The organism is Fluviirhizobium alvei (assembly GCF_030551875.1).
Taxonomy (GTDB): Bacteria; Pseudomonadota; Alphaproteobacteria; order Rhizobiales; family Rhizobiaceae; genus Rhizobium_E; species Rhizobium_E alvei.
This window is the reverse complement of sequence record NZ_JAUOZU010000001.1, coordinates 219329-233621: the sequence shown is the minus strand read 5'-3', so window position 1 is coordinate 233621 and position 14293 is coordinate 219329. Positions and strand designations below refer to the sequence as shown.

Here is a 14293-nt window from a genome sequence, read left to right as displayed (position 1 = left end):
GTGCCAATTTGAAATCGCAGGGTAGACAGCGCCAATCTTCCATCCAGTCGGAGTTTCCGGGCGGAATGATTGACGATGCCCCGTTTGACGTTGCGATCCTGCAGCCGGATGGCAGCTTCAGCTATTGCAACAGGCACCTCGCAGCGCGCGCGCTGTCGATTGGACGCGCCAACCCGACCGGCATCTTTGCGCTCCTGCATATCGAGGACCAGACAGCTTTCTCGCTTGCCATGACGCAGTTGCGACTGTCCCGGAAACCGCAGGTCGCCGAAATCCGTTTGCCGAATGAAACGGGAAGCTGGGTCTGGATGGCGGCGAACCTTTCCATTCGCGCCGAGAAGGGTGCCGAATCCATCCTTCTCCAGTTAAACGATATCGACAGTCGGAAACGGGCAGAGGAAGAGCGTAAAAGTTGGGAGGAACGCTGGAACAGCGCCCTTGTCAGTTCGCAGCTCGGTGTCTGGGACCATGATTTCAAGACGGGCGTCTTCTACTATTCCGACACCTGGAAAACGATGCGTGGATATCACGTCGAAGAAGTGATTGACGCCTCCTTTTCGAAATGGCTCGAGACCGTCCATCCCGGCGACCGCGACTTTGTGATGGAGCAGGTGGAACGCCAGAATTCCGGCGAAGATCGCGTATCGATCTTCCAGTATCGCGAACGCCACCGGGCTGGCCACTATATCTGGATCGAATGCCGCGGCGCTGCAATCGAATGGGACGAAAACGGTAGGCCAACCCGTATCGTCGGCACCGATGCCGATGTGACAGCCTATAAGGAAACCGAGGACCGGCTCTCACAGACATCGCGCCGGCTCGAACTTGCGATCGACGTTTCCAATATCGGCGTTTTCGAAACCGACATCGAAAGCGGATCGACCTTCTGGGATGATCGCCTGCTGGAGATCTATGGCAAGACCGGTCAGCCGAACCTGCAGCCGATCGCAACCTGGTTTGAACAGATCCACCCTGATGATCTTCCGAAGGTCAATGAGGCGATCGCCGAACGCGATCCGAGCAATCCGATCTTTTCGCATGAATACCGGATCGTGATGCCGGACGGTTCGATCCGTTTCATCCGGGCCCGCGTGCGCCCCTTCATCGATGGATTCGGACGCCGCAAGAGCATCGGTGCCAATTGGGATGTGACCGAAGACCAGATGATCCGCCAGGAACTGGAGAAGGCGAACCGGCTGGCCGAAGCGCGCAATCGTGAACTGGAAGCCGCCAAGGCCCGCATCGAGCATGATGCGCTGCACGACTTCCTGACCGGATTGCCCAACCGCCGCTATCTCGACGAAGTGATCAGCAAGCGCACGATCATGAATGTCGCCCGCGAGGGGCTGGCGATCCTGCATGTTGATCTCGATCGCTTCAAGCAGATCAATGATACGCTCGGCCATCGGGCAGGCGATGCGATGCTGCAACATGCGGCACGCGTTCTGCGCGACTGCACCGGCCCGCAAGATGTTGTGGCCCGCATTGGCGGTGACGAATTCGTCGTCGTTACCCCCTTTACGGGTTCCTCGTTCAAACTGTCGCGCCTGTCGGACACGATCATCCAGAAGATCCGCGAACCGGTCAATTTCGAGGGACATATCTGCCGCATCGGCGCTTCGATCGGCATCTGCCAGGACGAGGACCCGGCAGCCGATCCGCGGCAGATGCTGCTCAATGCAGACATCGCGCTCTACCGGGCCAAGCGGTTGGGTCGTAACCGGTTTGATTTCTTCACGTCCGACATCCAGGCGGAAGTCATCAACACCAAGAAAATGTCGGACGAGGTTCTCGAAGGGCTGGAAAAACGCGAGTTCATCCCCTTCTACCAATTGCAGTTCTGCGCCCGATCACTGAACGTTGCCGGCGTGGAGACCTTGGCGCGCTGGCGCCATCCGGTACGGGGCCTTCTGGCACCCGCCTCTTTCCTGAGTATCGCCGAGGATCTCGAAGCAGTTGCCGCAATCGACAGTTCCCTGATGGAACAAGCGCTTTCGGATTTCCAGCGCTGGCGCCTCGACGGCGTGCCTGTGCCGAGGCTTTCGGTGAATGTTTCCGCCAAGCGGCTGAGCGACCCCAATCTCGCCCAGGAACTCGAACGGTTCGCGATCGAGCCGGGCACATTTTCCTTCGAGCTGCTCGAGACCATCTTTCTCGATGATTGCGACCCTGTCGCCATCCGCAATCTCGAAATGCTCCGCGCCGCCGGGATCGATATCGAAATCGACGATTTCGGCACCGGGCATGCTTCGATCGTCAGTCTTCTGACCGTGAACCCACAGACGCTGAAGATCGACCGCGAACTGGTTCGCAGCATCGGCGAGTCCGACAAGCAGCGCAAACTCGTCGGCTCGATCATCGATATCGGACGCTCGCTCAACATTCGCGTGCTTGCCGAAGGGGTCGAGACGCAGGATCACGTTCGCATCCTGCGCGATCTCGGATGCGATTTGCTTCAGGGCTATGCGCTTGCCCGGCCGATGCCTTTCGAGGACATCAAGAGCTACATCGCAAAGAACGGGTGGCGTTGAGGTCTAAGCGGATCAATCCTGCATGAAGCCAAGCAGGCGGGCCGCATTGTCCTTGAGGATCAGCGGACGCACCTCATCACGAATGTCGATCTTTTCGAAATCCGACAGCCAGCGTTCCGGCGTGATCATCGGCCAGTCGGAGCCGAACAGCATCTTCTTTTTCAGGATCGTGTTGGCATAGCGCACGAGGATCGGCGGGAAATATTTCGGAGACCAGCCGGACATGTCGATATAGACATTCGGCTTGTGGGTCGCGATCGCCAGCGCCTCTTCCTGCCAGGGGAAGGACGGATGGGCGAGGATAATCGGCATGTCCGGGAAATCCACCGCGACATCGTCGATATACATCGGGTTGGAATATTTGAGCCGCATGCCGTTGCCGCCGCGCATGCCGGCACCCACACCGGTCTGGCCGGTATGGAAAAGCGCAATGGCGCCGCTTTCGGCAATCGCCTCATAGAGCACATAGGCCGAGCGATCATTCGGGTAGAAACCCTGCAGCGTCGGGTGGAACTTGAAACCCTTGACGCCGAACTCCTCGACCAGCCGGCGCGCTTCGCGGGCGCCCATCTTGCCCTTGGCGGGGTCGATCGAAGCGAAGGGAATGAGCACGTCGGAATTCTCCGCCGCCAGTTCCGCCACTTCCTCGTTCTTGTAGCGGCGGTATCCGGTCTCGCGTTCGGAATCGACCGGGAAGATCACGGCCGCGATATTCTGGGCCCGATAATGCGCCGCCGTTTCCGGGATGGTGGGCGGATGCCGCCAGGGCGCGCCGAAATAGAGCGCCATCGACGCCTGCAGATCATCGTAACCATCATCGGCATGGCAGCCGCAGGGCTCTTCAGCATGCGTGTGAATATCGATGGCGCGGACCTTGGCGAGATCGATCATGACATCCTCCCGAAATGTTATGGGATATAATTATTTCAGCTCATGACAGACGTCAACCGGAAATGGCGGCCGCTCACCGTTCCAGCGCGTCGAGCGCGCGATACCAGGTGACGAGGGCCGTGACGCCGATGCGGCGGAACCGGTGAAAGGCGATGGGCGCGATCGGCGTGACCGGAAACGGAAGCATGTCCGGCCCGCCACCTTGAAGATAATCGACGAGATGCGGGGCGGCGGCCGTCATCAGCGCCACGCCCCTGCCCTGGCATCCGACCAGGGTGATCAGCCCCGGTTCCGGTTCATGGATATGCGGCAGATGATCGGGTGTCATGGCGACGCGACCGAACCAGCGCCGTTCGATCGGAAGGCCTTGCGTCGCCGGAAACAGACGCCGCAGGGCGCGTTCAAGATGAGCCCAGTCGGACGGTGAGCGCGGCAGGCTCATGCGTCCGCGACCGCCGAGAACGAGCCGGTTGTCGGCGGTCTTGCGGTAGTAGACGAGGATGCGGCGGGAATCGGACACGGCCTGCTCTTCGGGCAGGATAGCGCGCTCAAGGGTTTCGGGAAGCGGTGCGGTGGCAATCTGAAACGAATGCAGCGCCACGAGGCTCTGCTTCAGGCCGGGAATGAGGCCATCACTATAGGCATTGGCGGCGACGATGACCTTGGCTGCCGAAACCGTGCGATCCTGATCGAGCGAAAGGTGCCAGCGGCCGTCACGCCGGCGCAAGCCCATGCAACGGGTTCGCTCGCAGAGGATGGCGCCAGCGTTTGCGGCGGCAATCGCCAGTCCATGCTGGAAGGCGAGCGGATTGATCACTCCGGCGCGACGATCCCAGAAGCCGCCGAGATAATTGTCCGTGCCGATCTTGCGGGAAATCGCTGCCTCTCCGAGCATGGCGACATCGGCGCCGGCATTGGCCCATTGGCGGTGACGCTCGGTGGCCATGGCCAGCGCCTTTTCCGTATGGCAGGCCTGGATCCAGCCGTTGCGGCGATGGGGCACCGCCATGCCTTCCGCGCCGATCAGATCGAACACCCGATCGGCGGTGCTGGCGGCAAAGGACAGCAGGCGTCCGCCCGCATTCTCGCCCAGATTGGCGAGGATCCATTCCGGATCCTGCTTGATGCCGGGAATGACCTGGCCGCCATTGAGTCCGGAAGCGCCCTCTCCGATGCGGCCGGCTTCGAAGAGCGCGACCGACAGACCGCGACGCGCCGCAGATAGTGCCGCCGAGAGCCCGAGAAAACCGCCGCCGACGATGGCAAGATCGACCGACGCCGGGATCTTGACCGGCTGCGGTACAAAACGGCGCGTCAGACCTTCGGTCCAGATCGGGGTGCGAAAGGCGGGATCGTTCACGTCAAACTCCGTGGCAGCGATCCGGCAGAAAACTCAGATCGAACGTGTGGCGTAGGCTTTCAATACGTCATGGAGTTCCCGGTCGATCGTCAAGCCGGATTTGAGCATTTTGTTACGGCTTTCCACCCTGCGTGCATTCGGCAGCCGGGCGCCGGACTGGGCCGTGATCGATGCGATCAGACGCTCGATCTGTTTTTCGAACAGGCCGCCGGAGAATACCTTCGGCTCAAGCGCGATGAAGAATTGGCCGGCACCGACGGGAAGTCCGTCATTCTCCGTCATCGAGCCCATTTCGACGCCACGATTGGCACCCGCGACCGCTGCGCAGAGCGCTTCGACGATCAGGCCCCAGCCGAAACCCTTGTAGCCGCCAGCCGGCGCCATCGAGCCTTCGAGCGCCTTCTGCGGATCGGTGGTCGGCTTGCCCTCGCGGTCAAGCGCCCAGCCTTCCGGAATGACGCGGTTTTCCTCGGCCGCCCGCTTCACTGCCGTCCAGGCAACGGTCGAGGAGGACTGGTCGATGAGGAAGGCCACGCGCCCCTTGCGGCCGGGCACGGCAAAGGAAACCGGATTGGTGCCGATGACCGGGTTGCGACCGCCGACCGGCGCCATGGCCGGCACCGAATTGGCAAAACCGAGCGCCACCAGCCCCTGTTCGGCAATCTGGGCCGTATGAAAGCCGAGCGTGCCGGCATTGTAGGAATTGTGAACGGCCATCGCGGCAATACCGTGATCCTGGGCGGCGGGAATGAGATGGGCGAGGCCCTTCTCGATCGCCGGATGGGCAAAACCGTTCTTGGCATCGACGCGGAAGGCCACGTTGGTCATGCGCTTGACCACCGGCGTTGCCTTGCCATCCACCTTGCCTGCCTGCACATGCTCGCAATAGACCTTGAGCCAGTGGAAACCGTGACCGTCGAGACCCGCGAGTTCCGTCTCCAGCACCGCATCGGCGAGGTAGCGGGCATTGCGCGCCACCGTTCCGGCCCCCACGAGAGCATCAAAAATCAGATCGGACGCCTGATCGGCGGTCAGCTTGACGGGTTTGGACATGGTATTTCCTCTTCTGGCGACGGCGTGATGGCAGATTAGCGGTCTCGCCGCAAGGTTTCACGCTGCTTCCCGACATTTACGATCCGCAACCATTCCGGACAAGAATGTCTACCGACCGCCGGAATGCGCATGGATTTGGGATCTGATGACGCTTTTGAAGCTGGAAAAATCCAGCGGAAAGCCTCAGATTCGCTCTAGACATTTATGTACACAAACATAAACTCGGCGCAGCAACGGATGGAGTGGAACGTGAAGTCGCATTACAAGGTCGTGGTCATCGGTGGTGGCGTCGTCGGCACCGCCATTCTCTACCATCTGGCAAAATATGGCTGGACGGATACGCTGCTCGTGGAGCGCAACGTTCTGACCTCGGGCTCGAGCTGGCATGCGGCCGGCGGCTTCCATGCGCTCAACTCAAACCCGAATGTGGCGACCCTGCATGCCTATACGATCGACCTTCTGAGCGAGGTCGAGAAGGAATCCGGCGTCAACATTTCCATGCATACGACGGGCGGCATTTCCTATGCCTGCAATCCGGACCGCTGGGATGCGCTCAAGGCCTCGATCCGCGTCTTCCAGTCGACCGGGATCGATGATGTGCGCCTGATCGGGGTCGACGAAATTCTCGAACGCTGCCCGATCGTCAAGCCGGACGGCATCATCGGCGGCCTGTTTGCCGAGCGCGAAGGCCATATCGATCCGTCTGCCGTCGTCCATGCCTATGCGCGGGCGGCGAAAAACCGTGGCGCCTCGATCGTCGAGAAGAACCGGGTACTCGAACTCAACCAGCGTCCCGACAAGAGCTGGGACGTTGTGACCGAACAGGGCACCATCAATGCCGAACATGTGGTCAATGCCGGCGGCCTCTGGGCCAAGCAGGTCGGCCGCATGGCAGGGCTCGAACTGCCGGTCTCGCCGCTCGAACATATGTATCTCGTCACCGAGGCCATTCCCGAGGTCGCCAAGCTTGGCCACGAACTGCCGACCATGGTCGATCTCGACGGCTTCTCCTATCTGCGCCAGGAGCAGAAGGGCATCCTGATCGGCATATACGAGACCGATCACCGCCACTGGAACATGGATGGTGCGCCCTGGGACTACGGCTTCGACCTGATCCAGGAGGATCCCGACCGGATCGAGCATGAGCTGACGCTCTCCTACGAGCGCTATCCGGTGCTGGCGGAAGCCGGGATCAAGCGCTGGGTCAACGGCGCCTTCACCTTCACGCCGGACGGCAACCCGCTGGTCGGCCCCGTGCGCGGCAAGGACAATTACTGGGTCGCTTGCGGTGTCATGGCCGGCTTCATGCAGGGCGGCGGCGTCGGCAAGGCACTGGCCGAATGGATGATCCTCGGCGAGCCGGAAGACGATATTTTCGGCATGGACATTGCCCGATACGGCCAGCATGCCTCCAACCGTCAATATATCAAGGAAACGACCGGCCAGTTCTATTCTCGCCGCTTCGTGATGAGCTACCCGAACGAACAGCTGCCCGCCGGGCGGCCGCTGAAAGTCTCGCCCTCCTATGACCAGATGACCGAAGCCGGCGCGCGCTGGGGCGTTTCCTGGGGGCTCGAAGTGCCGCTCTATTTCGCACCGAAGGACTATGTCGAAAACCCGACGCTGCGCCGTTCGAGCGCCTTCGATATCGTCGGCGCGGAAGTGCGCCATACGCGTGAAAAGGCAGGCCTCATCGATATTTCCGGCTATTCCCGTTATGAGGTGAAGGGGCCCCAGGCGCAGGCGTGGCTCGACCATGTCTTTGCCTGCAAGATCCCCAAGCCCGGCCGTTCGGTTCTCGCGCCGATGCTGGCGCCCAACGGCAAGCTCAAGGGTGACCTCACGATCTTCAACTGGGGCGACGGCAGCTACTGGATCATGGGTTCCTACTATCTGCGCGAATGGCACATGCGCTGGTTCGAAAGCCACCTGAGCGAAGGGGTCGAGGTCAGCGACATTTCCGACACCTATGTCGGCTTCTCGCTCTGCGGTCCCTTGGCACGCAAGGTGCTCGAACGGACGACGGCCGACGATGTCTCGAACGAGGGCTTCAAATTCCTCGCCTGCCGGACGATCGATGTCGGGCTGATCCGCGCCAAGGTCGGCCGCATGTCGGTGACAGGGGAAATGGGCTACGAGATCAACTGCCATGCAAGCCAGCATAGAAGCCTGCGCGAAACGCTGTTGAAGGCCGGTGCCGATCTCGGTCTTAAGGAAGTGGGTTTCGGCGCATCGCTTTCGATGCGGCTTGAAAAGAGCTACGGGATCTGGAGCCGGGAATTCACCCAGGGTTATACGCCGCAGATGACGCTGTTCGATCGCTTCATCGATTTTACGAAGCCCGATTTCATCGGCCGCGACGCTGCGCTGCGCGAAAAGGAAACACAGTCGGCGCGCCAGCTGCAGGTGACGCTCGAAGTCGATGCCACCAATGCCGATGCTTCCGGTTACGAGCCGATCCTGAAAGATGGCAAGCTCGTCGGTTACGTCACGTCTGGCGGTTACGGCCATACGATCGGCAAGAGCCTTGCGATGGCGCTGATCGATCGGGAGCTGGCGGTTCCGGGAACCGAATTGACGACGTTCATCGTCGGCGACGAGCGGGCCTGCCGGGTGATCCCGGCCTCGCCCTATGACCCCGAAGGCAAGGTGTTGAGGATGTAAGATGCGGTCCCTGTCCGCGATACCCCTCACCAAGCGCGACCAGCGATCGGCTTCGCCGATCGCGGTCTTGCTATCCTCTCCCGCAAGGGGAGAGATAAACCCGCGGCAACGCCGATCTTGTGGCACCCTACCTCTCCCCTTGCGGGAGAGGATACGAAGGCCGGGTGAGCGGAACGCGAACCCCTGGCCGAAGTTGGTGAGGGGTAAAAGAATTTCAAAGGTTTTCCCATGACCCGTCATTATTCCGCCCTCTCCCTCATAAAGGAAGGGTTCAACCACCAGAAGGGCTGGCAGAAGGCCTGGCGCTCGCCGGAAGCCAAGAGCCGCTATGATGCGATCATCATCGGCGGCGGCGGCCACGGGCTGGCGACCGCCTACTATCTGGCGAAGAACCATGGCATCACCAATGTCGCGGTGATCGAAAAGGGCTGGCTGGGCGGCGGCAATACCGGCCGCAACACGACCACGATCCGGTCGAACTATTTCTATCCGGAAAGTGCCGCCCTCTATGAATTGTCGCTCACCCTCTACGAAAACCTGTCGCGGGACCTGAACTACAACATCATGTTCTCGCAGCGCGGCGTGCTGACCATGGTCCATTCGCGCGGCGAGATGGAAGTTGCCGCCCGCCTCGTCAATGCCATGCAGATCAACGGCATCGATTCCGAACTGCTGACCGTCAGCGAGATCCGCAAACTGCTGCCGCTCTACGACCTGTCGCCGAATGCGCGGTTCGAAGTGCTGGGCGGCGTCTGGCAGGGGCGCGCGGGTTCGGCCCGCCACGATGCCGTGGCCTGGGGCTATGCGCGGGCGGCTGACCGGCTCGGCATCGACATCATCCAGAATTGTGAAGTGAGCGATTTCCTGATCGAGAATGGCGCCTGCAAGGGCGTGATGACGGCGAAGGGACCGATCCGGGCCGATGCCGTCGGGCTCGCGGTTGCCGGCCATTCCTCGGTTCTGGCCGGCAAGGCCGGTTTCCGGCTGCCGATCACCTCCTATACGCTGCAGGCCTGCGTTTCCGAACCGGTGAAACCGGTCCTCGACTGCACCGTTCTGGCGCCGGCGACCGGAACCTATGTCAACCAGTCGGCCAAGGGCGAATTCGTTATCGGCGGCGGGCTCGACCGGGTGCCATCCTACCAGCAGCGCGGCAACCTGCCGGCGCTCGAGACGGTGATCGCCGGGCTGCTCGAAATGTTCCCCGCCCTCGGCCAGTTGAAGCTTATGCGGCAATGGGGTGGCGTGGTAGATGTAACGCCGGATTCCTCGCCGATCATCGGGGAGAGCCCGGTGAAGGGCCTCTATCTCAATTGCGGCTGGGGCACAGGCGGCTTCAAGGCCATTCCCGCGGGTGGCGTCATGCTCGCCCAGCTGATGGCGACGGGACGCCATCACGACCTGTCACGTCCGTTCGATCCCGATCGTTTCCGCACCGGCCGGCTGATCGACGAAGCCGCCGGTTCCGGCATCGCGCATTGAGGAGCATCCGATGCAGACTTTCCCCTGCCCTTTCTGCGGCCCAAGGCCGGAAACCGAATTCCACTATGCCGGCGATCTCGGCAATCTGCGACCCGAAGGCTTCATGGATGTCAGTGACCAGACCTGGTCGGACTATCTGTTTGCGAAGCATAACCGAAGGGGCGAAAGCGCCGAGATCTGGAAGCATCTGACCTGCATGGAAGTGTTCACCATGACGCGGGACACGGTCAACCACCGGGTTCTCTCCTCCCAGGCCCTGCTCGGCGAAGGAGAAGGCGTATGACGGCGAGACGACTTCCGACCGGTGGAACCATTAACCGCGACCGGCCGCTTCGCTTCACCTTCGATGGCAAGGACTATGTCGGATTTGCCGGCGATACCATCGCCTCGGCGCTGATTGCGGCCAACCAGCGGATCATCGGCCGCTCCTTCAAATATCATCGGCCGCGCGGCTTCTTCGCCGCTGGCAGCGAGGAACCCAACGGCGTCGTCGATGTGATGGTCGATGGAAGGCTCTCGCCGAACGAGCGCGCCACCATGGTCGCTCTGCGTGAGGGCATGGTGGTGCGGTCGGTCAACGCCTCACCCACGGCCGAGGCGGATCGCAAGTCCTTCCTCGACCGCTTCTCGCGCTTCATTCCCTCGGCCTTCTACTACAAGACCTTCATCTTCCCGAACTGGCATCTCTATGACGGTTCCATCCGGGCCATGGCCGGGCTGGGCACGATCGATCCGGACTGGCGGAAGGACGCGCCTTCGCGACAGATCAACCAGTCCGTCGATCTGCTCGTGGTCGGCATGGGGCCGGCGGGGCTTGCCGCAGCACTCGCAGCAACCGGCGAAGGCAAGCAGGTGATGCTGGTTGACGAACGCTCCGAAGCAGGCGGTGCCGCCCGCCATCACGATGCCGAAGTGACGATCGACGGACTGACCGTCAGTGACTGGATCGAGCAGACGGTCGCAATCCTCGGTGAACGTGGTGCCCTGCTTCTCACCAATACCACCGCCTTCGGCATCTACGACCATGGCCTTGTCGCCCTCAACCAGCGCCATGGCGACGGCCAGCCCGATACGCTCTGGCGGGTCCGGCCGCGAGAAACCGTGCTCGCCACCGGCGCAATCGAGCGCCCGCTGCCGTTTGCCGAAAACGACCTGCCGGGCATCCTGTCCGTCGATGCGGCCCTCTTCTATCTCAAGCGCAAGGCGATCCTGGTCGGTGAAACCATCGTGCTTGCCACCAACAATTCGGCAACCGATGGCGCAGCGTTGGCTTTGGCCGAAGCGGGCGCAAGCGTCACGCTGATCGATCAGCGTTCGCAGCGCCCGGTCCTTTCGCATCCGCGGATCCGGCTGTTTTCCGGTCGCCGGATCACCGCGGCGAAAGGCAAAAGGGCGGTCGGCGCCGCGATCCTCGACGATGGAACCGAGATCGCCTGCGATTGCCTGCTCGTTTCGGGCGGCTATACACCGACCGTACATCTCTACAGCCAGGCCAAGGGCAAGCTCACTTTTGACGAGAGGCTGCAAGCCTTCGTACCCGAGGCGACGATCGACGGGATCCGGGTGGTCGGCGCGGCTGCCGGTGCGATGACGCTTGCGGAGATCCTCAAGGACCGGACCATCAGCGCAACGACACCTTACGAGATGGAAACCGCCTGGCCGGAAGCGGGCAAGAAGGGCCGCATCTGGATCGACTATCAGCATGATGTGACCGCCAAGGATGTCGAACTGGCGGCGCGGGAGAATTTCATCTCGGTGGAACATCTCAAGCGCTACACGACGCTCGGCATGGCCAACGATCAGGGCAAGACCTCGAACATGAACGGGCTGGCGCTGATGGCGGCGATCACCGGCCGTTCGATCGCAGAAACCGGCACCACCACCTACCGGCCACCCTTTACGCCGGTTTCGTTGCAGAGTTTTGCCGGCAGCCGCTCGGGTCCGCTCTTCAATCCGGTGCGCCGGCTGCCGCTCGAACAGCAGCATCGTGCGGACGGGGCCGTGTTCCTCGAATATGGCGGCTGGTTGCGTCCGGCCTATTTCGGCAAGGGCGTGCCGGACGAGGAAATCCGCCGCGAGGTTCTGGCCGCCCGGCAATCCGTAGCGCTCTTCGATGGATCCACCCTCGGCAAGATCGAGGTGATCGGTCCCCAGGCCGCCGAATTCCTCGATTTCATGTTCTACAACACCGTCTCGACGCTCAAGCCGGGCCGGTGCCGCTATGTCTTCATGCTCACAGAGACCGGTGTCGTCTATGACGACGGCGTCGTCGTGCGCCTGAGCGACAACCATTTCGTCGTCTCCTGCTCCACCAGCCATGTCGCTGGCGTCCATGCCGCGCTCGAAGACTGGCGGCAGGACCGGTTCGATCGCAAGAAGATCTTCATCCACAATGCGACACCCAACTGGGCCACGCTGACAGTGACAGGACCACGTTCGCGCGATCTCATCGACGCGAGCGGCATCAAGGCCGATCTTGACGATGCGAGCCTGCCGCATATGGCGATCACCGATGGCTATTTCGGCGCCGATGCGGTTCGAGTCGCCCGCGTTTCCTTTACCGGCGACCGCTCCTACGAAATATCGATCCGGGCGGACAGGGCCGAAACGCTCTGGGGGCATCTGAAACAGGTGGGGCGCGGTTTCGATGCCTGCCTGATGGGTTCGGAAGCGCTCCTGCTGCTGCGGGCGGAAAAAGGCTATCTCATCGTCGGCAAGGATACCGATGGCCTGACGCGGCCGAGTGACCTCGGCCTCGATGGACCGCTCAAGAACAAGACGGTCGAGTTCGTCGGGCGGCGCTCGCTGATGATGGAGGCCGCGCGCGACGAAAACCGCCAGCAGTTCGTCGGGCTCGAGGTTGCCGATGGCGGCGAGATGTTGCCGGCAGGCGCCCATAGCGTCGAACGGTTATCCGGACGGCACCGATCGACCGGCTATGTGACATCGAGCTATATGAGCCCGACGCTCGGCAAACCGATCGCACTCGGGCTCGTCGAACGTGGCCTGTCGCGCATGGGCGAGATCATCGATATCCGCCATTTCGGCACCATGCGGAAGGCCAGGATCGTCACCCCCTGTTTCCTCGATCCCAAGGGAGAACGGCTCCATGCGTGATCTGCGCGAAGAGGATATCCGCATCCGCGATCTTTCCGGCAAATGGTCGCCGGTACCGCATTGGGCAACCGCTGTCCTGAGCCGCACCGGATTCAAGGTTCGGTCGATCGCTGGCCTCACCCAGCATCTGGTCAGTGGCGATCTCGACGCCTATGCCGCACGCGATGGTGCGATCGGGACGGGAACGGGTGCGCTCGGGCTAACGGCGGGCGACCGCTACAGCTTGCGTCTTGCCCGCGATCGCATGTTGGCGATCGGCGCGCCGCCGGATCTGGCCCGTGGCGGCTGGCATGACGACGGCTTTGCTGTGACCGACATGTCGGCAGCCTACCATGTCTTCGAGATCGACGGGGATGCGACCGACGACCTCCTGGCCGAGGCCCTGTTGATCGACCGGCGCAATCCGGGACCGAGTGCCTCTGTGCAGTTTGCCGCCACACCGGCGATCCTCTATCGGCACGAGGTCGAAAACCGTCTGCGACTGCATGTGGAACGGGGGCTTGCAGCCTCGGTCTGGACCTGGCTGGAACTGCGCCGATGAATACGGTGACAGAAGCATCCGAAGCCGGCCGCTCGACGCGCGAGGACTGGCTGCGACTGGCCATCCGCACCCTGATCGATGAGGGTATCGACCAGGTAAAGGTGCAGGTACTGGCGCGCGAGCTCGGCGTGTCGCGGTCGAGCTTCTACTGGTTCTTCGAAAGCCTGCCCGACCTGCACAAGCAGCTGCTCGAACATTGGCTGCGGATCAATACCGGACCGATCATCGAACGTGCACTGAGGCCAGCGCCGCACATCATTCGCGCCATCCTCAATGTGTTCGAATGCTGGGTGGACGATCATCTGTTCGATCCGAAACTCGACATGGCCGTCCGGCTTTGGGCGCGCCGGTCGGAGACCGTCCGGGCCGTGGTTGAGCAGGCCGACAGTCAGCGGGTCGATGCGATCGCCGCCATGTATCGCCGTCATGGCTATGAGGAGGGCGAGGCCTTCATCCGGGCCCGCGTCCTCTACTTCACCCAGATCGGCCAATATGCGCTTCTGATCGATGAAAGCCTCGAGGTGCGCCATTCGCGCCTAGGCCATTATCTCAAGTGTTTCAGCGGGCTGGAGCCGGAGGAAAGCGATATCGCCGATTTCTACCGTTTCACCTTCGGACGGCCGCCGGAGCGACCATCCGGGTCCTAACGAGTTT

At 61.9% G+C, this 14293-nt stretch carries 10 protein-coding genes; 7 read left to right on the top strand and 3 right to left on the bottom strand.

From position 1 onward, the window contains the following. The first annotated feature begins 65 nt into the window (after positions 1-65). Entirely contained in the window at positions 66-2531 is a 2466-nt protein-coding gene (locus tag Q4481_RS01055; RefSeq protein WP_304374373.1) for a sensor domain-containing protein, read from the top strand. Between the two features lie 12 nt (positions 2532-2543). Here the strand turns inward: Q4481_RS01055 and Q4481_RS01050 are convergent, their stop codons facing one another. The 3 genes from Q4481_RS01050 to Q4481_RS01040 form a co-directional block, all read right to left on the bottom strand. After that, positions 2544-3422: an amidohydrolase family protein gene (locus Q4481_RS01050; RefSeq protein ID WP_304374371.1), complete on the bottom strand. Its 879-nt coding sequence runs from the start codon at positions 3420-3422 to the stop codon at positions 2544-2546. Positions 3423-3495: 73 nt separating this feature from the next. Continuing rightward, positions 3496-4782, bottom strand: a complete 1287-nt coding sequence (locus Q4481_RS01045; RefSeq protein WP_304374370.1) for an NAD(P)/FAD-dependent oxidoreductase — start codon at positions 4780-4782, stop codon at positions 3496-3498. 33 nt (positions 4783-4815) lie between these two features. After that, positions 4816-5835, bottom strand: a complete 1020-nt coding sequence (locus Q4481_RS01040; RefSeq protein WP_304374368.1) for an Ldh family oxidoreductase — start codon at positions 5833-5835, stop codon at positions 4816-4818. A gap of 249 nt (positions 5836-6084) precedes the next feature. On the opposite strand from Q4481_RS01040, the gene Q4481_RS01035 reads away from it, so the two are divergent. From Q4481_RS01035 to Q4481_RS01010, 6 genes are all read left to right on the top strand, one after another. Then, positions 6085-8499 (top strand): GcvT family protein, encoded by a 2415-nt coding sequence (locus tag Q4481_RS01035; protein ID WP_304374366.1) that lies wholly within the window; start codon positions 6085-6087, stop codon positions 8497-8499. A gap of 228 nt (positions 8500-8727) precedes the next feature. Then, on the top strand, positions 8728-9981 hold the full coding sequence (locus Q4481_RS01030) for a sarcosine oxidase subunit beta family protein (RefSeq protein WP_304374364.1): 1254 nt from the start codon (positions 8728-8730) through the stop codon (positions 9979-9981). A 10-nt stretch (positions 9982-9991) separates the two neighbouring features. After that, entirely contained in the window at positions 9992-10264 is a 273-nt protein-coding gene (locus Q4481_RS01025; RefSeq protein WP_304374363.1) for a sarcosine oxidase subunit delta, read from the top strand. Further along, positions 10261-13098 (top strand): 2Fe-2S iron-sulfur cluster-binding protein, encoded by a 2838-nt coding sequence (locus tag Q4481_RS01020; protein ID WP_304374362.1) that lies wholly within the window; start codon positions 10261-10263, stop codon positions 13096-13098. Before Q4481_RS01025 ends, Q4481_RS01020 begins: the two co-directional genes overlap by 4 nt. Beyond that, positions 13091-13639, top strand: coding sequence for an aminomethyltransferase family protein (locus tag Q4481_RS01015; protein WP_304374361.1), 549 nt, complete (start codon positions 13091-13093; stop codon positions 13637-13639). The genes Q4481_RS01020 and Q4481_RS01015 overlap by 8 nt, the downstream gene beginning before the upstream one ends. Then, on the top strand, positions 13636-14286 hold the full coding sequence (locus Q4481_RS01010) for a TetR/AcrR family transcriptional regulator (RefSeq protein WP_304374359.1): 651 nt from the start codon (positions 13636-13638) through the stop codon (positions 14284-14286). The genes Q4481_RS01015 and Q4481_RS01010 overlap by 4 nt, the downstream gene beginning before the upstream one ends. Positions 14287-14293 lie beyond the last annotated feature (7 nt).

Excerpts from the sequence above, each read along its gene's own strand:
- Q4481_RS01020 (WP_304374362.1), top strand. The coding sequence starts at position 10,261 with ATGACGGCGAGACGACTTCCGACCGGTGGAACCATTAACCGCGACCGG.
- Q4481_RS01055 (WP_304374373.1), top strand. The coding sequence starts at position 66 with ATGATTGACGATGCCCCGTTTGACGTTGCGATCCTGCAGCCGGATGGC.
- Q4481_RS01015 (WP_304374361.1), top strand. The coding sequence starts at position 13,091 with ATGCGTGATCTGCGCGAAGAGGATATCCGCATCCGCGATCTTTCCGGC.
- Q4481_RS01025 (WP_304374363.1), top strand. The coding sequence starts at position 9,992 with ATGCAGACTTTCCCCTGCCCTTTCTGCGGCCCAAGGCCGGAAACCGAA.
- Q4481_RS01040 (WP_304374368.1), bottom strand. The coding sequence starts at position 5,835 with ATGTCCAAACCCGTCAAGCTGACCGCCGATCAGGCGTCCGATCTGATT.
- Q4481_RS01010 (WP_304374359.1), top strand. The coding sequence starts at position 13,636 with ATGAATACGGTGACAGAAGCATCCGAAGCCGGCCGCTCGACGCGCGAG.
- Q4481_RS01030 (WP_304374364.1), top strand. The coding sequence starts at position 8,728 with ATGACCCGTCATTATTCCGCCCTCTCCCTCATAAAGGAAGGGTTCAAC.
- Q4481_RS01050 (WP_304374371.1), bottom strand. The coding sequence starts at position 3,422 with ATGATCGATCTCGCCAAGGTCCGCGCCATCGATATTCACACGCATGCT.